The 20409-nt window shown below is 52.2% G+C and carries 12 protein-coding genes; 1 reads left to right on the top strand and 11 read right to left on the bottom strand.

Features of this window, described 5'->3' with window-relative positions; genetic code table 11:
* Positions 1–113: 113 nt before the first annotated feature.
* From ACW9SV_RS06635 to ACW9SV_RS06655, 5 genes are all read right to left on the bottom strand, one after another.
* The gene (locus ACW9SV_RS06635) at positions 114–1886 is read right to left on the bottom strand and encodes a DUF885 family protein (RefSeq protein ID WP_479555954.1); all 1773 of its coding nucleotides are present in this window, start codon (positions 1884–1886) and stop codon (positions 114–116) included.
* Between the two features lie 90 nt (positions 1887–1976).
* Positions 1977–3224 carry an NAD(P)/FAD-dependent oxidoreductase gene (locus ACW9SV_RS06640; protein ID WP_479555955.1) on the bottom strand — a complete coding sequence of 416 codons (1248 nt, stop codon included), beginning with the start codon at positions 3222–3224 and terminating at the stop codon, positions 1977–1979.
* A 1-nt stretch (position 3225) separates the two neighbouring features.
* Positions 3226–4227, bottom strand: coding sequence for a 4-hydroxyproline epimerase (locus ACW9SV_RS06645; protein WP_479555956.1), 1002 nt, complete (start codon positions 4225–4227; stop codon positions 3226–3228).
* A 6-nt stretch (positions 4228–4233) separates the two neighbouring features.
* Complete coding sequence (locus ACW9SV_RS06650; protein ID WP_479555957.1) at positions 4234–5688, bottom strand: aldehyde dehydrogenase (NADP(+)); 1455 nt, start codon at positions 5686–5688, stop codon at positions 4234–4236.
* Positions 5689–5802: 114 nt separating this feature from the next.
* Positions 5803–6735 carry a dihydrodipicolinate synthase family protein gene (locus ACW9SV_RS06655; protein ID WP_479555958.1) on the bottom strand — a complete coding sequence of 311 codons (933 nt, stop codon included), beginning with the start codon at positions 6733–6735 and terminating at the stop codon, positions 5803–5805.
* 209 nt (positions 6736–6944) lie between these two features.
* Here ACW9SV_RS06655 and ACW9SV_RS06660 point away from each other — a divergent pair, with 209 nt between their 5' ends.
* Positions 6945–7853, top strand: coding sequence for an AraC family transcriptional regulator (locus ACW9SV_RS06660; RefSeq protein WP_479555959.1), 909 nt, complete (start codon positions 6945–6947; stop codon positions 7851–7853).
* A 73-nt stretch (positions 7854–7926) separates the two neighbouring features.
* Here ACW9SV_RS06660 and ACW9SV_RS06665 read toward each other — a convergent pair whose 3' ends face one another.
* The 6 genes from ACW9SV_RS06665 to ACW9SV_RS06690 all read right to left on the bottom strand — a co-directional run bounded on the left by ACW9SV_RS06665 (position 7927) and on the right by ACW9SV_RS06690 (position 19761).
* Positions 7927–10242: a S9 family peptidase gene (locus ACW9SV_RS06665; RefSeq protein ID WP_479555960.1), complete on the bottom strand. Its 2316-nt coding sequence runs from the start codon at positions 10240–10242 to the stop codon at positions 7927–7929.
* 367 nt (positions 10243–10609) lie between these two features.
* Positions 10610–12274: a M1 family metallopeptidase gene (locus ACW9SV_RS06670; protein ID WP_479555961.1), complete on the bottom strand. Its 1665-nt coding sequence runs from the start codon at positions 12272–12274 to the stop codon at positions 10610–10612.
* Positions 12275–12413: 139 nt separating this feature from the next.
* Positions 12414–14384: a glycoside hydrolase family 127 protein gene (locus ACW9SV_RS06675; RefSeq protein ID WP_479555962.1), complete on the bottom strand. Its 1971-nt coding sequence runs from the start codon at positions 14382–14384 to the stop codon at positions 12414–12416.
* Between the two features lie 71 nt (positions 14385–14455).
* Positions 14456–14680, bottom strand: coding sequence for a hypothetical protein (locus ACW9SV_RS06680; protein WP_479555963.1), 225 nt, complete (start codon positions 14678–14680; stop codon positions 14456–14458).
* A 470-nt stretch (positions 14681–15150) separates the two neighbouring features.
* On the bottom strand, positions 15151–16743 hold the full coding sequence (locus ACW9SV_RS06685; protein ID WP_479555964.1) for a RagB/SusD family nutrient uptake outer membrane protein: 1593 nt from the start codon (positions 16741–16743) through the stop codon (positions 15151–15153).
* 18 nt (positions 16744–16761) lie between these two features.
* Positions 16762–19761 (bottom strand): SusC/RagA family TonB-linked outer membrane protein, encoded by a 3000-nt coding sequence (locus tag ACW9SV_RS06690; RefSeq protein ID WP_479555965.1) that lies wholly within the window; start codon positions 19759–19761, stop codon positions 16762–16764.
* Between the last annotated feature and the right edge of the window lie 648 nt (positions 19762–20409).

Genomic DNA, 20409 nt, shown 5'->3' on the forward strand with positions numbered 1-20409 from the left:
GAGCCTCCAAGTGCTGTTTTCGGACAAGCCCTGTTTCGGGCCTACTTTCCTGAAAACTAGCCTAAAACAGGGTTTAAAAGGAGAACTTAGGTTGAGCTTTCCGCTCTTTCTACCTATTTTTTGGAAGCGGATTTATCGTTGGTGTTGCCGTAAAAGCGCCAGTTGGAGGTAAAATCTTTGGGCAAAGGCTGGTTTAACAGAATGGCGCGCACCATCTCCACGGGCATGTTGTTTTCCTGGATAATAGCGTCATGGAACTGCTTGTTTGTCATTTTGCCGGTCTGCACCAGTTCTTTCTGCAAGGCGTAGAACTGCAAGCCCCCTATCATGTACGCCAACTGGTAAAGCGGACTGTACCGGCCTTCAAAAGAGCGGCGCACTTCGCCCTCGGCGTTCGCGCGTTCGTGGCCCACGCGGTCTACCAGAAAATCAATGCACTCTTGCGAAGTCCATTTGCCCAGGTGGTAATTGAGGGAGAAGATGATGCGGGCGCAGCGGTGCATGCGCCAGAAAAGCATGCCTACGCGGTCCTCGGCGGAACGCGGAAACTTCTGGTCCCAAAGCAACATCTCCCAGTAGAGCGACCAACCCTCGGTCCAGAAAGGCGTGAAAAAGGTACGATAGGCTTTGTAGCGGTCGTTCATGAAGCCCTGCAGGTGGTGCCCGGCGATGAGTTCATGGTGCACGGTGGCGCGGGAGAAGTGCGGGTTGTTGCCACGCATGCTCATGATTTTGTCTTCATGGGCCATGGTGCTGGTGGGGTACGAGATAATGAACGTTTCCCCGCCCAGGAAAAACGGGTTCACCAGTTGCCGTTCGGGGCTCATCATCTGCATGCGCCAGGTTTCCTCAGCCACAGGCGGAATGGTGATCAGGTCTTTCTCTTTCAGGAAGGCCACCGACTGGTTGTAGAGGTCCAGCATGGCCTCGGGCTGCTTGCCGGCGGGCACGTACAGGTTCTTGACTTTCTCCAGCGCCGCGTGCCAGTCTTTGCCGAAACCTATCTCCTGCGAGGCTTTCAACATCTCCTGGTCGCACCAGGCAAACTCCTTGTTAGCAATGTCAATCAGTTCCTCGGGGGTGTAGGGGATCATCTCATACTGCAGCTGCCGGATGAGCTCGTCTTTTCCGATAGGGTTGCCCACGATGCCGCTCTTGTCTATCTTCTGACCTTTGGCGGGAACCTTGCCTTTCTTCTCCGCCAGGGCAGCGTACTGCACCAACAGGGTATCTACCTTTTTGTAAGGCTCTTTGGTCCACCAGGAGAAGCTGGGCTCGTAGTCATAATAGAACGTGTAGACACTTTTGAGCGCATCTTTCAAGTCCAGCGTTACGCCTTGTAAGCGGTAGGCCAGTTCCCGGTCTAAACGCGGTTCAGCCTCCAAAGCGGTTTTGGAGGCGGTTAGGCTTTTCTCAATCAGGTTCAGTTCAGCGGCGATTTTCTGCCCGTCCACGTTGAGGCCGCGGCGGCGGGGTTTCTCCAGCGCATAGATCTTCTCGGCGAAGGGTACCCACTTGCTGATCTGGTTGTACTCTTTGGCGGCCACGTCCAGCAGGCGCAACTCCTCGGCCAGGTTCCGTTTGGTGAGCAGGTAGTCTACCCGGCTGCCGGTGTTCAGCTGGTCGTAGTTGAGGGTGTTGAGCTGCTGCTGGTATTCCCCGTACAGTTTCTGAAAACGGGCCGTAAACTCGGGCGAGTTCTCCATGAAATAGAAACGCCGCAAACTCCCTTCATCGGCTTTCAGTTTCACCAGCAGATTGTTCACCTCGCTTGTCTGCTCATACAAAGCATGGGGGCTCTGGGCGAACGTGGCCCCCGAACTTAGAAGGGTAAAAACAATCGGTAAACAGGAAAACGTGAGGAAACGAGGTAAGCGGCGGAACATAGCTTAGAAAGGGCTTAAAGGTCTTGGGTGAGCAGGGTAAGCGCAGTTCAAGGTTCCCCTCTTCCTGGAAGAGAGGAACCTGCAAAGAGGTTAACTGTAGCGGTCCGGCGAGAAGGCGTCTATGCCCACCGAAGATTTCCGGTTCATGATTTCTTCGGTGAGCAGCTTGCCGGTGGCGGGCGCCAGGCTGAGGCCCATCATACTGTGGCCGGTGCCAAACAGCACATTGTTCCAGCGGCTGGTCGCGCCAATGTAGGGCAAACCATCTGGCGAGCACGGACGCAGCCCGCTCCAAATTTTGTCCTTTTCCGGAAAATCGGCCTGAAAACCGCCGTAGTATTTGGAAATGGAGTTGTGGATGCCTTTTACCCGGTTCAGGTTGATGCTGGTGTTGTCATTGGTGATTTCCATGGTGCCGCCAAACCTGATCTGATCCCCGAACGGCGTCACCGCCACGCGGGCCTCAGTGAGGATAGCAGGTCGCTGGATGGCAGGCGAATTCTTCGTGAGGAAGCTGTAGCCTTTGCCACCCAGCATGGGCATGTTGATCTTGAGTTTACGGGCCACTTCACCGGCCCAGTTACCGGCGGCAATGATGACCTGGTCAGAAGCGAACTCCCCTTTGTCGGTGATGACGGAAGTCACAGAACGACTTGAGGTGGCAAAGTCCCGCACCTCGGCATGGCGTACTATTTTCACTCCCTTTTTCTCTAGGTGCCTGATCAGATAGGCGTGCAGTTGCGCCGGGTTCAGGTGGGCATCTCCGGGAAAAAAAACCCCGCCACGTACGTCCATTCCGGCATACGGCTCCATTTGCCTTACTTCATCTGGGGACATGATGTCGGTTTCCAGGCCGTGTTTGCGGGCCAGGTGCGCGAACTCTATTTCTTCGTGGGCAGCCTCCTCGGTTTTAAACAGCATCAAGAGTCCTTTTTCCTGGAAACCCACTTCCGGGGAGTTATGCTGTCCGGCAAATTCTCCGTACAGGCTTCTGCTGTAGAGGCTCAGGTTCTTTAGGTACGGAATGCTGTATTCTACGTGCTTTTTGGTGGCCGCCTTGTAGAAAAGCAAACACCACTGGGCCAGGCGGTAATCCAGCCGGGGATGGATGTAAAAAGGGCTGGTAGAGGAAAGCATCCACTTCATGCCTTTGGCGATGATGCCCGGCGAGGCCAGCGGCACGATGTGGCTGGGCACAATCATGCCGGCGTTGCCAATGGAACAGCTATTGGCCATATCCCCTTTGTCCAGGATGGTGACCTCAAAGCCTTCTTCTACTAAGTAATAAGCGGTAAAAAGGCCAATGATGCCGCCTCCTACAATGGTAACTCTACTCATATCAAATCACTTGGAATCCGTGAACATAAGGGTCTTCGTCATCAAAGAAGATGGTGTTGAGCCCTGTGACAATGGCCCAGCCTTCAATGCCGGGCAGAATGGCGGGTTTGCCGGCCACCGTAGTTTCGCCCTCAATGGTACCATTGAAGATAGACCCAATGTAGCTTTCATGCACAAACACATCGCCGGGTTTCAACTTGCCTTTGGCGTACCATTGGGCCATACGCGCCGAGGTTCCGGTGCCGCAAGGCGACCGGTCAATGGCTTTGTCGCCGTAGAACACAGCGTTGCGGGCCGTGGAAGTCGGTTGCAGGGTATCGCCGGCCCAAAGCACATGGCTCATGCCTTTGATGGTAGGATTGTCTGGGTGCACGAAGCTGTATTTTTCGTTCATACGCTCCCGAATGACCCGACTCCAAGCAATCAGCTTATCGGCGGTAAATTCCTGCAGGCCCGGAAAATTCTGCTGCGGGTCAATGATGCCGTAGAAATTTCCACCGTAGGCCACGTCAATGGTCAGTTCGCCTAGTTCCGGGCATTCCACCGTGAGACCTTCGGCCGCTAGGTAGGAGGCCACGTTGGTCAGCTTTACTGATTTTACCTTTTTGCCTTCCTGCTTATATTGAATTTTCACCAGACCAGCTGGAGCTTCCAGACGCAATTCACCGGGTGTTTTGGGTGTGATCAAGCCTTCTTCAATGGCAATAGTCACAGTCCCGATGGTGCCGTGACCGCACATAGGTAAGCAACCGCTGGTCTCAATGTATAAAACTGCGACATCGTTCTCAGGGTCATGCGGCGGATACAAAATACTCCCCGACATCATATCATGGCCACGCGGCTCAAACATGAGGCCTTTCCGAATATAATCAAATTCCTGTAAGAAGTGCTGGCGCTTTTCGCTCATGTTGGCGCCCTGCAAAACGGGTCCGCCACCGGCTACCAGGCGCACCGGGTTTCCGCAGGTATGGGCATCAATACAGAAGAAGGTTTTTCTTGCCATAGGGGGTTAAATGCTGTCTTTGGTGAGTTGTCCATCCACGGTACGCCAGATGGAAAGGGGGTTCTGATCTTTTAGTTCATCGGGCAGCAATTCCTGCGGCGCCGATTGGAACGTAATTGGTCGGGCAAAACGCTTGATGGCGTTTGTACCCACCGAGGTACTGCGGCTGTCTGAGGTAGCAGGGAATGGTCCGCCGTGGGTCATGGCTGGGCTTACCTCCACTCCAGTAGGAACACCGGCAAAAAGTAATCTTCCGCACTTCTCGCGCACAATATCCACTAGGTTTCCGGCTGCAGCTAGTTCATTTGTCGTTCCCCAGATGGTACAGGTGAGCTGGCCTTGCAGCACTTCTGCCGCTTGCTCCAACTCTGCCATATCTCCATAGGTCACCACTAAGGTAAACGGCCCAAAGATTTCTTCCTGCAAGGCAGTGTTTTTGAGCCACTCATTTACGGTAGTTCTGGCCAGGGCTGCGTTGCCGGTTAAAACATCTTCCTCCGCCGTTACTAAGGTCTCCACTCCGCTTTCGGCCAGTAGCCGGGTCAAGCCTTGATAGTAATTCTTGGAGATACCCTCGTGCAGCATTTTATCGCCGGCAGATTCGCTTAGCTTTTGGGAAAGTAAGTCTAAAAAGGCTTCCGTGGTCTGGGATTGAGGATAAAACACCAACCCCGGGCAGGTACAAAACTGCCCTACGCCCATTAATACCGAGGCTGCTGCCTGCTCTGCCAAGGCTGCTGTTTCCGCTTCCGCTTTCTCATGTAAAACCAAGATGGGGTTGATGCTTCCCATTTCGGCGTACACCGGAATGGGTTGCTCCCGCTGACAGGCCAGATCAAAGATGGCCTTGCCGCCTTTGTAGGAACCCGTGAACGCCACCGCCTTGGTTTTAGGATGCTTTACCAATTCCTGCCCAACCTCAATGCCGCCGCTTACGTGCTGGAAAACTCCAGCCGGCAAGCCGCAAGAGCCCAGCGCCTGTTGGATTGCCCCGAACACCAGTTGAGAGGTTTTTGGGTGACCCGGATGCTCCTTGTACACCACTGGGCAACCAGCAGCCAACGCTGAGGCTGAGTCACCGCCAGCCGTAGAAAAGGCTAAAGGGAAATTGCTGGCCCCAAACACTACTACCGGGCCCAACGGGAACAGCATGCGGCGCAAATCTGGTCTGGGCAAAGGTTTTCTGCCTGGCATGGCCGGGTCAATGGTGGCTTTCAGCCAATTGCCCTGGTCCAGGAGATCGGCGAAAGCCTTGAGCTGGTTCATGGTGCGGCCCCGTTCTCCCGTCAGCCGGGCCAAAGGCAGATTGGACTCTTGGCTGGCCACCTGTAGCAGTTCCTCACCTAAAGCTTCTATCTCGGTGGCAACGGCTCTCAGGAAAGTAGCTTTTACCTTTGCAGGTGTTTTTTTGTAGGTATGAAATGCTTCCTCTGATGTTTGCAGTACTTGGTCAAGCGGCATGCTTTGCATTGATTATCCTCCGTTTTAATAAATTCTCTTCCTTTCAGCGCAAGCCATCTTACCAGATGGCCCTATAACACCTAAGCCCATGTTCAATTACATGGGCTTAGGTGTTTACAAGGAGATAAGTTCTTTTTCTTTTTTGAACTCGGGCAGGGCCGGACGGTTTGCAAGGGCCTCATTGATAATGCCCAGAACTTCTTCGCGTTCTGCGCCTTCCAAAGGCAGGCGTGGCAGACGAACAGCTTCGGTTCCCAGGCCAGTGCAGACTTCGGCGAGTTTGATGTTCTGCACCAGTTTAGGGTGTATGTCTAATTCCAGCAGCGGGTAGAACCATCTGTTGATGGCTACGGCTTCTTCCAGACGTCCGGATTTCACCAGATTGTAAATGGCTACGGTCTCGCCCGGGAAAGCGCAAACTAAACCCGCTACCCAACCATCTGCACCCAGCACCAAACTTTCCAGGGCGATTGTATCCACGCCGGAAAGGACTTTGAATCTGTCTCCGAAACGGGTCTTCATCTTGGTGATATTTCCTACATCGCGGGTAGATTCTTTCACCGCCTGAATGTTGTCTTCGGAGGCCAGCTCTGCAAACATATCCAGTGTCACCAGTATGCGGTAATCAACGGGGTTGTTGTAGATCATGATAGGAAGCGGCGTTGACTGGGCTACGGCCTTGAAATAGGCTACGGTTTCCTTATCATCCGCCTTGTAACGCATGGGAGGCAACAGCATGAGTCCGCTGGCTCCGTTTTTACGAGCTTCCTCGGCCGCCTGAATGGCCTTAGCAGTAGACTGCTCGGCTACGTTCATGATCACGGGCACCTTCCCGCCTACGAAAGCAACGGTTTCTTTCACCAGAGTTGCTTTTTCTTCATCTGTTAAGGTGCTGGCTTCCCCTAAGGTGCCCCCTAAAATAATCCCGTCCACCCCGGCATTCAGCTGAGCTTCAATGTTGCTCAGAAACGCAGGTATGTCAAGTCGGTCATGCTCCGTGAACTTGGTGGTGACAGCAGGGAAAACTCCTTTCCATTGTACATTCATGGCGTGCTTTTTTAATGTTACTGTATTTGATTTTATGATTTCTAGACCTGTATAAGAGCTTAACAAAACTACCCTATCGGGTTTGAAGGCAATTCCTACATTTTACCCATTGGTGATACAGAATTATCAATTAGGTTACTTGTGCCGATTTATCAATTATGTTAGTTAAATTTAGGTAGGTTCCTACTCCTTATTTTCTTACCCGCACCATGAAACCTTTACATTTCAAAATCCCGAAAACATCAGGTGAATCCGTTAGGGTTCAGTATGATGAGCAGCGCCATTTCTACGAGAACCTGCATTTCCACCCCGAGCTGCAGATCATGGTGATCTGCGAAAGCACTGGCACCCGGTTCATTGGCGACAGCATTGGCAGTTTCAGTTCTGGGGACATTGTGGTGCTGGGTTCTAACCTGCCGCACGTGTTCCGGAACGATAAAAAGTACTATGAGCCAGACTCTGAACTACAAGCCAAGAACATCTCCGTTTTTGTAGACCTTGCGTCTTTTGAAGATAACCTTTTCTCGCTTCCCGAGGCACATGACCTGCAAAGATTCTTACTCAACAGCAAGCGCGGCCTGCTCATCAAAGGCGAAACCCGCAAAAAGGTGATGGCCCTCATTCAGGACATGCGTACCCTCAAGGGCTTTGAGCGCATCATCCAGGTGTTGATCATCTTCAATCTTCTCTCCCACTCGACTGAACTGGAGATGCTCTCCTCGGTAGGATTCAACGCCAATCTCAACGAATCTGACAACCGCAAAATCAACGATGTTTTCAACTACATCATGAACAACTTCTCTGAGGACATTAAACTCAGCGATGCCGCCAACGTGGCCAACATGAGCGTGAATGCGTTTTGCCGGTATTTTAAGCAACACACCCAAAAAACGTACTCCCAGTTTCTGAACGAGATCAGGATTGGCCATGCCTGCAAGCTCCTGATTGAGGACAAATGGAACATCCGGGAGACTGCGTTTGAATGCGGCTACGATAACATCTCCTACTTCAACCGCCAATTTAAAGACATCACCAATTTCACGCCCACTGAGTTTGTGAAGCTCCACAATACCCGGTTCACCAAAGACTTTTCGTTGGTGGAAACAGCCCAGGAGTAACGGTTGTATTCTTGGGTTGATTGAATTCAACCAGCTCTGTTTTAAGGGCTGTTTTCGGGATTTCAGGCCTAAATCAGGTTTTGGACTGTTCCTGGTTCTTCATCTCCCAAGCCGGCGGATCTACGCCCAGTAAATGCTTCACGAAGAAGTCGCGGCGTTTGTGCTCGCCGTAGTCTCCGCCGGACGAATGGCCCATGCCGGGCACCATCAGAAAGTCGAAGTTCTTGTTCGCTTTGATGAGGGCGTCCACCAATTGCAGCGTGGAAGCCGGGTCTACGTTGTCGTCCATTTCGCCCAGGATCAGCATCAGTTTGCCTTGCAGTTTATGGGCGTTGACCACGTTAGAAGAGGCGGCGTATTCAGGCCCGATGGGGAAGCCCATCCACTGCTCGTTCCACCAGATCTTGTCCATGCGGTTGTCATGGCAGCCCGCTGAAGAAACTGCTACTTTGTAGAACTCGGGGTGGAACAACAGGGCCCCGGCCGAACTCTGCCCACCGGCGGAAGTCCCGAAAATGCCCACCCGCGTCAAGTCCAGAGAAGGATATTTCTGGGCGGCGGCCTTCAACCAGGCAATACGATCCGGGAAACCCGCGTCTTTGATGTTTTTCCAGGCAACATCCTGGAAGGCTTTGGACCGGTTGGAGGTACCCATGCCGTCAATCTGCACTACCACAAAGCCTAACTCCGCGAGTTCCTGCATGTGCCTTGCTCCGGAGTTGAACGTCTTGGGCACAAACGCACTGTGCGGACCGGCGTAGATGTACTCAATCACCGGGTAAGTTTTGGCCGGATCAAAGTTGGTAGGCCGCACCACAATGCCCCAGATATCCGTCTGCCCGTCGCGGCCCTTGGCGGTAAATACCTCCGGCGCTTTCCAGCCGGCTTTAGGCAACTCAGCCGCATCGGCTTTCTCCAGTTCCATCACTACTTTCCCGTCGGTGGCGTTTCTGAGCACCGTCACGGGCGCTACATCTACCCGAGAGTAATTGTCTACGAAGTACTTGAAATCAGAGGAGAAAGTGCCGGTGTGGTGAGCGTCTTCCTTGGTGAGCGCAGTTAGGCCGGATCCGTCAAAATTCACCCGGTAATACTGCACCAGGTACGGGTCCTGCCCCGCTTCCAGACCGCTGCCTTCAAACAAGATGCTGCGGCCTTTCTCATCTACGTGGATTACCCTTCTCACTACCCAGTCTCCTTTGGTGATCTGGTTTTTGACGTTGCCGGTTGCGCCGTCGATGAGGTAGAGGTGGTTCCAGCCATCGCGCTCCGAGGCCCAGATAATCTCCTTCTCATCCCCCACATCTTGCCTAAACCGCTTGCCGCTGTAATCGATAAAGGTCTTGCTTTCTTCTTTGATCAGGTCCCGCACCTTGCCCGAGGTGGCATCAACCTCCAGCACCTTATAGGCCTGGTGCCCGCGCTGGTTATACTCCACCGTGAATGCTTGCCCATTTTTCCGCCAGCTGGGGTTAGACAGGTCATATTGTTGCCCCACCCCGAAGAGCGCCGGGTCCACCAGCACCTGCCGTTTCTCCTCCACCAGGAAAAGCTGGGGTGCCCGTTGCGGCAGCGCGTCACCGGGTTTGAGGTAATTACGCGAATGGAGCTTAGGTTGTAGTTGGTCCAACGGTGAGGACTCAATCAGATACACCAAATGCTCTTTGTTGGGCCGGACGCGATTGGTGGCCAGTTTCTTTGAGTCCGGGGACCACTCCAGAAAGGAGGAATAGTACTCCCCTGCCGAACCGTCAAAACTGAGTTGATACTCCTGCTTTTTGTCTTTAGCCGAGCGAATATAGACATTGTGGTTCTTGATAAACGCTTCCCATTGTTTATCCGGAGAAGGAACGGGTTTGTTGCCTTGGTCGCTTCCCCTATCACCCCAGTAGCGGTTCGGGCGCTCTTCGGCTTTGCCCAGGTTCTGCAATTTGTAGGAGTTCAAAGGACTGCGCCACTTCGTTCCGTAGGCGGTAAATTCCAAGGCTTTGCCGTCTTCTACAAACGTGATCTCAGTGAAAGGAAGGTTGTACGCTTCCACGGGCTTGCCCAAAGCGGCTGATAATTCCTTGGCGAGTTTCTGCTGATCGAAGGCTGGTTTTTTAGAGCGCTTCTGGGCATTGACCAGCATGAATTCCTTGCCTTTGGGCGTCTGCCGCACATACCAGAAAGACTCTTTCCCCTCCTGCCAATTGAAACGGGACGGCGCATAATACACCTTCGTATTCATGGCGACCTTCAGCTTCTCCGCGCGTTCATAATCAGCCTTGGTTCCCTGCGCCCGAAGTTGGGCCGAACTCAGGACAACGATGGCACAAACCAGCAGCTGTTTCAAGGTGACGTTGTGCCCGCTTGGCTTGGCAAAAGGAAGGCAGGGGAAGTGAAACATGTTAGGGCTGGATTTGGTGGAAATGTACTGCAATTTGTCTGTAATACCGGTAATTTCTGTTCAGCATATTAGCATCTCCTGATACAATATTAGCAGGTCTACTGTAGCTGAAACTTTATACTACCAGCTTATAAATCACTAGCAACCAGCTTCTAGCAACAGAGTCAAAACAAAATCTCTTTTCGATCTCTGCGAAATTGCTATTCCCGTTTGGAGCCTAGTTCTGGAGAATCAGCCTTAAATCAGCTGTAAGCGCATGTGGTAATAGACGCAGCTTTTTCCTCTCCCTTTCCAAGCGAAGTTCACCTTACTTTAAGCCGTATTTAAGTAAATAAGCTCAAAAACAAGTTAGGGTGGTCAAGGTCACTTAAATGCTCTCTTTACCCGCAACCTCCACGTAGAAATTAGGGTCTAAGGTAAGCTCGGCTCCGGTTTTCACACCGCTTACTTCTTTCCAGGTGGTCACGGGTTCCAGCCATTTCTCCTTGCCGTTCAGGTACACTTTCACGGGCAGGTTGAACCCGGCGACGGTGTTGCTCCAGCGGTACTTAAGGGTGTTGCCGGCGAGTTGGTATTCTAATTTGGGAATCCGGATGTCGCGGAGGTACTGGTTGAAAAAAGGTGTGAGGTCGCGGCCCACTTGCTTGCTCAGGTAGTTCTCAATCTGCTGCGTGGTCACGGTCTGGTGGTAGAACTCTTTGTTGAGCCCCCGCAGGATGTCGCGCCACTTCTTGTCGTTGTTGACTACCTGCCGAAGGGTGTGCAGCATGTTGCCGCCTTTGGGGTACATGTCGCCGGAGCCTTTGTAGTTCACGTTGTACTCGCCTATGATGGGCTGCTTGTTTCCGATACCGGCCCGGGTTCCGATCACGTACTCGCTGCCGGCCTTCTTGCCGTAATGGTACTCCACAAAAAGGTTCTCAGAGTAGTTGGTGAAACTCTCGTGGATCCACATATCCGCGATGTCTTTGTAGGTGATGTTGTTGGCGAACCACTCGTGCCCCGATTCATGGATGATGATGAAATCGAATTTCATGCCCCAACCGGTGGAGCCGCTGGGATCTTTGCCCCGATAGCCGTTTTTGTAGCCGTTGCCGTAGGTGACGGCGCTCTGGTGTTCCATGCCTGTGTAAGGCACCTCAATCAGTTTAAAGCCATCTTCATAGAACGGATACGGCCCGAACCAATGCTCAAACGCCTTGAGCATGCGGGGCGCGTCTTTGAACTGTACCTTGGCTTTCTCCAGGTTTTCTTTCAAGACGTAATAATCCAGATCTAGCAGGCCTTTCTCGCCTTTGTATTTCTCGGAAAAATGCACGTAGTCGCCAATGCTCAGGTTCACGCCGTAGTTGTTGATGGGGTTGGCCACAAACCAATGGAAGGTCTTTGTGCCGTCATTATTCTGCTTCACGCCCCGGAGCTTCCCGTTGGAAATATCCATCAGGTTCTCGGGCACGGTGACGCTGATCTGCATGCTGTCGGGTTCATCATACATGTGGTCTTTGCAGGGCCACCACAAACTGGCGCCGTCGCCCTGGTTGGAGTTCGCCACGAAAGGTTGGCCGTTGGCGTCTTTCTTCCAGGTGATGCCGCCGCTCCAGGGTGGGTTCTTGCTCACCACCGGCTTGCCACCGTAATACACTTCCACGGTGTTCACCGCGCCCTTCGTCTGTTTCTGATCTAACTGCACAAACCAGGCATTGCCATCGCGGGTGAAGGTGAGTTCTTTCCCGTTCTGCGTCACTTTCTCAATCTGCATGGGCGGCTGCAAATCTACCTGCAAACGCTGCTCAGGTTTCAAGACTTTGTAGGTGATGGCGTTCATGCCTTTGATGGTGCTGTCAGAGGGGTTCACCTTCACATTGAGGTGGTAATACGCCAGATCCCACCAGGCCCGCTCCGGGGTGATACTTCCCCGCAGGGTATCCTGACGAGTAAACGTTTTGGTCTGCGCCTGCGCGGCGGTGCCCCACAACAACAGTAAAATAACTGACAAAAAACAGGTTCTCACGCTAAGGGATTTATAATCCATACAAAAACTGATCAGGTGTTTCAGGGCTAATTATCAGAACATAGGCCCAAAACAGGTGAAGCAAAATACAGGAGTACACGCTGGCCCAGACCTCGCTAAAAAAAGGTAGGAGTCTGAGTCAGCGTGCAGCTACCTTTTATCACTGGGTATAATTCAACATGATGCCGTTGATCTTGGTGGGCAGCCAGACCTGCATGGGGCTTTTGCCGCGGTTGGCCCAGGAATAGTAAGGTATGGCGGTGATGGTTTTCCTTTGGGTAACGGTAGACAGGCCATCGGCACTCACGGAGATAACCGGTACTTCGGCTTTCAGAGCCACCACGCCGTTTAGGAGCTGTTGGTTGAAAGTAGCCTCGAAACGGGTATCCTCGGGCACCACCATGTTCCAGGCGGCATTGCCGTTGTCCACGCCTTCCACGCAATACACCAGCGGACCCCGTTGCAGGGCAATCCGGTTCTGGTTGTAGGTTAGGCTGTCTTTGGCTACTACCTTTTTCACCTCCATGGGGAAGTCCAGCTCCAGGCGATCACCTTTCTTCCACTTCCGGTCGATGACGGCGTAGCCCCGTTCCATTTTGTAAGGCACGGCTTTTCCGTTCAGTTCCAACGTGAATTTTGAAGGTGTCTTGTCAGAGAAACGGTACAGATCACCGGGCACAGGTTCTCCCTGTACCCAACCTGGAATGCGCAGGTGCAACGTCGCGTTGGTGGCTTTCGCCGGATTCACGGTCAGATCCACTTTGCCCTCCCATGGGTAATTGGTTTTCATCTCCAGCGGAAGGTTCCCGTTGGGCGTATTGAGGTTGGTCTGGCTCCCGATGTACAGATTCACCCACACCCCGTTCCCGGATTGCGCATAGACGTAATTGCCCAGCGAGGCGATCAAACGGGAAATATTGGCCGGACAGCAGGCCGTCCCGAACCATTCACTGCGTTGGTGCTGCCCCCGTGAGGCCAGCGGGTTTCCGTAAAAGAACCGATCTCCGCTCAGCGACAAACCATCCAGGGCCCCGTTGTAAAGGCTTCGTTCCAGCACGTCTACGTACTTGCTGTCGCCGGTCATGGAGCTCATGCGCTGGTTCCAGAACACCATGCCCACGGAGGCGCAGGTCTCACAGTAGGCATGCTCGTTAGGCAGGTCATAATCTTTGGAGAAACCTTCGTTGCGACCCGAGGAACCGATGCCGCCGGTGATGTACATGTTGCGGTAGACCACGTCTTCCCACACGTTTTTCATAGCTCCCATGTAGGCTTCATCGCCTTTCAGGGCCGCCACATCAGCGGCGCCGGTGTACATGTACATGGCCCGCACGGCGTGACCAGTGATTTCCTTCTGCAGTTTCACCGGCACCACATCCTGAGCGTAAGCGGTGTCCTTCCAGTCGGTCCAGGTGTAGCCTTTGGCCAGTTTACGGCCCCGCTCCTCCAGAAGCCAATCGGCTAAGTCCAGGTACTTTTTGTTTTTGGTGGTTTTGTAGAGCTTCACCAAGGCCAGTTCCAGTTCCTGGTGCCCGGTGACCCAATGCTGCTTGCCCGGCCCGAAAAGCGAGGCGAAATGATCGGCAAACTTGATGGAAACATCCAATAGTTTGCGTTTACCGGTAGCCTCATAATACGCCACGGCTGCTTCTATGAGGTGCCCGCCGTTATAATCTTCGTGCATGCTCATATCAGTCCAGCGCTTCTCGGGGAACTGGAGCGTGTAGTAGGTATTGAGGTAGCCGTCGGGTTGCTGGGCCTTGGCGATGAGGTCAATCCACTGATCAGCTTTCTTCTCCAACTCAGCCGAGGGTTTGTTTTTGATGGAATAGGCAATTGCCTCCAGGGCTTTGTAGACATCGGAGTCATCGTAGAAAATGCCTTTGAACTCACCTTTTTTCAGGCCTGCCATGATCTCGAAGTTCTGGATGCGGGGCGTTTTCACCTCGGTTTGCTCAATACAGACTGGAATCGTGACGGTGGCCACCTGATCAATGCGGGGCTTCCAGAAAGCATCGTTGATGGTGACTTTGGAGAAGTTAACCGGCGCGATGTTCCTGATGCCGCCCTGCGCGAACGCCCCTGTCTGCACGAGACAAAGGGCCAGTAGACTAAGTAGGTTTTTCTTCATTTTAGTTGTCTTTTACAAAAAACAAAGCATAAAGGCCGCATACTGCATAGCGCACGCCGACAAGTAATGCCCTAGGCTATGCCCCGCCAGAACAGGGGACTTCCAACCGCCGTACTTAGGCCCCTTAGGTTTGAGCCGGCATGAACGCGGAAATCAGAAAGAAAGCGGTCTGGCTCAATCTTCAGGAGGTAATCGGCGTCTGCTTTCATCGCCTCTTTGAAGGGACTTTCCAGCAGTTTCACGTCCTGCAGGTTGAACGCGTAAGCCTTTATCCCGACCACCGGCTTAACCTGCATCTTGGTGTTGTTCCACTCCGAACATACGACTGCGCCTGGACTGTATGGAAGGAGATCAAGCCGCCGAGGAGCATGGGCAGAATAGACCATCTTTTTCGTTTGTTCATAAATAAGGGGTTTTATTTATGGCATCTGATTTAAAACCACCGGGCACATCTTATCACTTATTTTGGCGCAGTCTGATGTTTTATTGACTCTTTCTGCGCAGGGCGGGGCATTTTTCCGAGGCTTCGGGTTTGTTTTGAGGCTATTCTCAATGAAACATGCCCAAAGCGCTCCTCTTCTGATATCTTCTTCTAATGCAATAAACATGAATACTTTCAAAAGAGACTTCAGCATGTTAGCCAATGGTAATACTATGTTAACAGCTGGGAAACAAACCGGAGGAGAAACAAAAAATCTGCTCACCCTTACCCCTTTTTCAAGGGGCATGAATGAGCAGACACTCTAACAAACAAACCAACTACTCTTTAATACCCGGGGTTTTGCGCCAATTTGGGGTTCTTGTTAATTTCCTCGGCCGGCAATGGGAACAAGGCTTTGCTGGGGCTACTTGGGCTATGGTTAAACCAGGCTTTCGTACCGAAAACCCCGAAACGGATCAAATCTTGCCGGCGGTGTGCCTCTGCGGCAAACTCCCATCCCAGTTCATCCAACATTCTCCCGAACTGGATATCGGCACCACCGCTTCCGGGGCCAGAAAGAACGTTGCCGTTTTCATCCTGAAGACCGTACTCATAGGTACTGCCTTGTTTCAGTTCATCGCCGGTCACAGTGGCTTTGGCGGGGTTGGTGTCCCGGAAAGCGCGCTGGCGCACCTGGGTCACTAACACGGCTGCTTCATCGGCGCGGCCCATGCGTAGCAGGCTTTCAGCTTTCATCATGAGCACGTCGGCATAGCGCAGCATGGGGAAGTCATTGTCCAAGGCTCCGGTGGCTCCTTCTTTGATTTTATACTTCCCAATTCGGTAACCTTCGTTTGATTCGGTGGCGGCCATGCTGGGCATCAGCTTCACGTAATCAATGGCGATAGCGCCAGTGGTCGCATTTTTCTGCGGCCCCATGATCCAGGTATCTTTCAGGCGGCCATCCTGCGCATCATAGGTGTCAATGAACTGCGGCACGGCGGCATTGCCTCCCCAGGGACCGGCCTGCATCTTGTACACGAACCTACTGGCAGGGTCCAGCGTTTTCATGTGCACAATGTTGCCCGTGCCGTAGATCTGATCATAAGGGATGGCAAAGATGATCTCCGGTGAATTCTGGTTCGTATAGGTGAAGACATCTGAATAGTTGGGATCCAGGGTATACTTTTGGCTGTTGATGATCTCATCGGCCAGCTGGATACATTTTTCCCACTGCGGGGTGCCGGTGTAAACCCCTGCGTTCAGATAGATTTTGGCCAACAGGGCCTTTACCCCCCACTTGTTCAACTGGCCGTACGTGGCTTTAGGGTCATCGCTCAGGACGTCTCCCACCTCTAACAGTTCACTCACCACGAAATCATACACCTGCTGGCGGGTTTTCTGATCAGGCAGTTGAGTGTCTTTGAAGTCGGTCACAATGGGAACATTGCCGTGGTTATCCAATAGCAGGTAATAGGCAAAGGCCCGGGTTGCCCGCAATTCTGCCACCAATATCTCTTGCCCGCTTTCCATGGCAATCACCCCATCTTCAATCTGCGCCAGCACCCGGTTGGCGGTAGTGATGCTCCGGTAGGCGCTTAACCAGGTGTTCTGGGGCTGCCACTGCAGCGGGGTCCAGGTGTGGGTGTGCATCCGCAGATAGGTGCCTCCATCATACCATCCGTTAGGACGGGCAGGAGTAGCAATGGCATCTGCGCTTTCTTCCTGCAGGTCAAAGTATCCTTGCCAACCCATCATCAACCCCCGGAAGGAGGCATACACCGGCGCGATGATGGCTGGGATGTCTTTTTCTGTAGGCTTGAAACTAGAGGCCAGTACTTCTGAATACACCTCTTCATCCAGGTTGGTACAGGAGCTGATTGCGCCCACGGCTCCTAAAGTGGTAGCCAGGGTATAGGCAATAAATTTCTTTTTCATGATCATGCTTTTAAAAACCTAGAAGGATACATTAAGACCAGCCGTGAACGTACGCGTGGTGGGGTACTTGTCGCGCTCATCATTGCCTGGTGCGAACCCAGTGAAGCTCACTCCTTCAGGATCCAGTCCTTTGTAGCCGGTGATGGTAATCAGGTTCAGGCCAGACACAAACACTCTCGCATTTCTAACCACCTTGATCAGGTCCTTCGGCAGCGTGTAACCAAAGGTGACGTTGTCAATTTTCACGTAGTCTCCTTTTTCAATGTAGTGGCTTACATATACCAGGTCGTTATTGAGCCGTTTTCCGTAAACCGGGTCATAAGCGGTTTTCAGCATGTTGTAAGCCGGGTTTTTGGGGTTCTCGTAGAACATGCGCTGGAAGTTGAGAATGTCATGGCCAAAGGCGCCTCTGATGTTGACCGTCAGGTCAAAGTTCTTGTAACGGGCAGAGTTGTTCCAGCCCAGCACGTGCTTGGGAATGGCATTACCGTAGTATTGGCGGTCTTCCTGAGTAGCGTCATTGATAGGAATGGCCTCACCTGTTTTGCTTTCTACTAACCAGCCGCCATTCGCGTCTACCCCTACTGTTTTCCAGACATAGAATCGGCCAATGGGCTCTCCAACCGCTACCCGGTGGGTGAAGTCCTGAATGGGTTCACCGGTATACCCTGCATCAAAGTAATCTACTGTGTTCTCAAACTGGTCATTGGTTAGGGAAACCAACTTAGTTTTATTTGTGGAGTACGTCACATTGGAGTTCCATGAGAAGTTTTGGGTTTCAACAGGCACAAAGTTCACCAATGCCTCAAATCCCTGGCTGCGCAGCGCACCCGCGTTGATGGTCATGAAATCAATGAGGTAAGGAGGCGACGGAACCTCAAAGTTGTACAGCAAGTCTTCAATGTCACGACGGAAGAAATCCAGGGAACCACTGATCCGGTTTTTCAGGAAACCGAAGTCAAGCCCTACGTTGTACTCCCCTTTTCTTTCCCACCGGAGGTCTGGGTTGAAGTTACGGGCTGGAGAAAAGCCTCTTACCCATCTTCCTCCAATAAATGCTCCGTTGTCCTGGCTGAAATTATAGCTGATCTGCGACAGGTACGGGCTGTTGGCAATGGTACCTGTTACCCCGTAACCAGCTCTCACTTTCAGGTCAGAAACGAACCCTAAGGTCTTCATAAAGTCCTCTTGGCTGATTCTCCAGCCCACCGACACCGCCGGGAAGGTACCCCATTGGGAGTTGACCCCGAACTTAGAGGAGCCTTCACGCCGAACACTGGCCATGAACAAGTATTTATCGTTCCAGTCATAAGTCACGCGACCGAAGAAGCCGATCAGTTTCCAGTTGTCTTTGTAGCTGTCCATGCCCGCGAGCCCCGCCTGAACCGCTTGACCTACCCCTAGATTGTTCCACCCGTAGGAATCTGTAGGGAAGTTCCAGTTATCGGCGTTGAATCCTTCGTTTGTTTCATCTTGCCAGCTATAGCCCCCCAGTACACTGAAGCTATGGGCCCCAATGGTTTTGGAGTAGTTGGAGGTAAGCTCCAATAAATTGGTTCGGCTGGAGCCGGTGCTTCTGCCCGCATTGCTGTTGCGGTTATCCAGCCATGTGTCTGAGTGATTGAACGTGGAGGCATAGCCATACAAAGAACCCCATTGAATATGGGAGCCCAGCACCTTGAAGTGCAGGTCTTTGATGGGAGAATAGTCCAGGCTACCGCTCATTCTCATTTCCTTGGTGGTATACTCCCGGTCAAATTCCTCTATCCTGGCTACCGGATTGAGGTAGAAGTATCCTCCTCGCTCTTGCCATTCACCGGTTTCAGTCCGCACGCGGTCCGTTGGGTTCCGGATGATGGCCTGCCGGTAAGCATATCCGTCCCCACCGCCTTGCACCGAAGAGCCAACCGTGTTGATCAACTGAATATTTGCCTTCAGTTTCTCATCAAACATGGCGTGGTTTATGTCTGCCCGAGCAATGAAACGCTCCTGCCCCGTCTTTTTCATGATCCCTTCCCAGTTTCTGTAGTTGAGGGAGCCGGTAAAGTTTGTGGCGGAATTGCCTCCGAAAAAAGTCAGGTTGTGGTTTTGGCTGATAGGCGTCTGCAGGATCTCATCCAGCCAGTCTGTATTCCCGCCGTAGTCCTCGTAATCAACACCTTCTTCCTGTATAAGGCGGCGGTAATCATCTCCCGTCAACAGTTCTGGTCTTCTGGCGATGGTCTGCACGCTGGAATAGGCGTTGTATTCCACCGTGGTGCGGTCGCCCTGGTTTTTGCGGGTCGTGATCAGGATTACCCCGCCTGTTGCCCGGGTACCGTAGATGGCGGCCGCTGAACCGTCTTTCAACACGTCTACTGACTCAATATCTTCTGGAGCCACCGTGTTGAGGTTCCCGGGCACTCCGTCAATGATTACCAATGGGTTGGAGCTTCCCTGGATGGAGCTGATGCCCCGCAAGTTGATCTGAGTGTTCGCAGTGGGGTCTCCACTAGGGGTGGTCACCCGCAAACCAGCTACTTTCCCTTGTATCAATTGGGCTGCATCGCGCACGGCACCTTGCACAAAGTCTTCGCGGTCAACGCCTGCCACGGCACTGGTCACATCACCCTTATTTTGGGTACCATACCCAATTACCACTACCTCATCCAGCACTTGTCTGTCTGCCGCCAACCTAAGGTTGATCTGCGACCTGTTACTAACTGCTATTTCCTGGGGAGTGTAGCCAATATAACTGAAGACCAGGACGGCATTATTTGGCACCGAAATCTGGTATTTCCCTTGGGCATCGGTCATGACGCCGGCAGTACCGCCTTTCACCGATACCGAAACCCCAATCAGAGGGGCCCCATCATCGGCGGAGGTCACCACGCCAGAGACTGGCCGGTCTTGCAGCGAACCTACTCGGTAATTCCCTACACCGGCAAATGCCACCCCCTGGTGAATACCGGGGAAAACGGTGTACAAAATCAAACTACCTGACAAAGCAAGTAGCCTATTCGTAAATTTCCATTTCATAAAGCCAATTGTTTAAATACAAATTGAAATACTTCACCAACTCTTTAGAACTGAAGAAATCCTCTACCAAAACCAGACGGCCAGGGGAAGCCAACTGAAGAAATTGACTGATAGAAGCTCTGAAACCAGCAGTCTAAGCTGGATTTCACCTATACCCACCAGCAGTGCGGGTATCAACAAGCGAGGGTGTGCTGCTGAACACAACCTACTTTCAGGAAAAATATTGATAACCTATTGTTGTAAAAATCACATTACAATAGGTAAGAGCACAAGAAGGAGTAGCGTAACTGATGCGCTCAGCTACTTCATAGAGTTTCTAATTGGAAAAATCAGAGATAATAAACCTTCTAAGAGGCAAGAGGGTAAAAGCATAATGCAATAGGCAAACAATCCACCCACCATGAATAATCCTATTATTCTGGCGAGTCGGTTTCACATAACCACTTCTAGGTTATTTGAAACATCACATGACCCCTCTCTCCAGAAGCGGTTTCATGCAGACAAAATGTGCCTTATGTCTTTATCTCTTTGCTTCTCTTCTAATGTCGTTTAAGAAAATTATCATAGTTCTTCAAATAAAAAGACAAGGTTTTCTGCTATAACCACTTGGTTAGCTTTTGTAACACCTGATTGTTGTTTTACCTAATC

It is taken from the genome of Rufibacter sp. JT20002 (genome assembly GCF_056491185.1).

Excerpts from the sequence above, each read along its gene's own strand:
- ACW9SV_RS06645 (WP_479555956.1), bottom strand. The coding sequence starts at position 4,227 with ATGGCAAGAAAAACCTTCTTCTGTATTGATGCCCATACCTGCGGAAAC.
- ACW9SV_RS06655 (WP_479555958.1), bottom strand. The coding sequence starts at position 6,735 with ATGAATGTACAATGGAAAGGAGTTTTCCCTGCTGTCACCACCAAGTTC.
- ACW9SV_RS06665 (WP_479555960.1), bottom strand. The coding sequence starts at position 10,242 with ATGTTTCACTTCCCCTGCCTTCCTTTTGCCAAGCCAAGCGGGCACAAC.
- ACW9SV_RS06685 (WP_479555964.1), bottom strand. The coding sequence starts at position 16,743 with ATGAAAAAGAAATTTATTGCCTATACCCTGGCTACCACTTTAGGAGCC.
- ACW9SV_RS06675 (WP_479555962.1), bottom strand. The coding sequence starts at position 14,384 with ATGAAGAAAAACCTACTTAGTCTACTGGCCCTTTGTCTCGTGCAGACA.
- ACW9SV_RS06650 (WP_479555957.1), bottom strand. The coding sequence starts at position 5,688 with ATGCCGCTTGACCAAGTACTGCAAACATCAGAGGAAGCATTTCATACC.
- ACW9SV_RS06660 (WP_479555959.1), top strand. The coding sequence starts at position 6,945 with ATGAAACCTTTACATTTCAAAATCCCGAAAACATCAGGTGAATCCGTT.
- ACW9SV_RS06680 (WP_479555963.1), bottom strand. The coding sequence starts at position 14,680 with ATGCAGGTTAAGCCGGTGGTCGGGATAAAGGCTTACGCGTTCAACCTG.
- ACW9SV_RS06640 (WP_479555955.1), bottom strand. The coding sequence starts at position 3,224 with ATGAGTAGAGTTACCATTGTAGGAGGCGGCATCATTGGCCTTTTTACC.
- ACW9SV_RS06635 (WP_479555954.1), bottom strand. The coding sequence starts at position 1,886 with ATGTTCCGCCGCTTACCTCGTTTCCTCACGTTTTCCTGTTTACCGATT.
- ACW9SV_RS06690 (WP_479555965.1), bottom strand. The coding sequence starts at position 19,761 with ATGAAATGGAAATTTACGAATAGGCTACTTGCTTTGTCAGGTAGTTTG.
- ACW9SV_RS06670 (WP_479555961.1), bottom strand. The coding sequence starts at position 12,274 with ATGGATTATAAATCCCTTAGCGTGAGAACCTGTTTTTTGTCAGTTATT.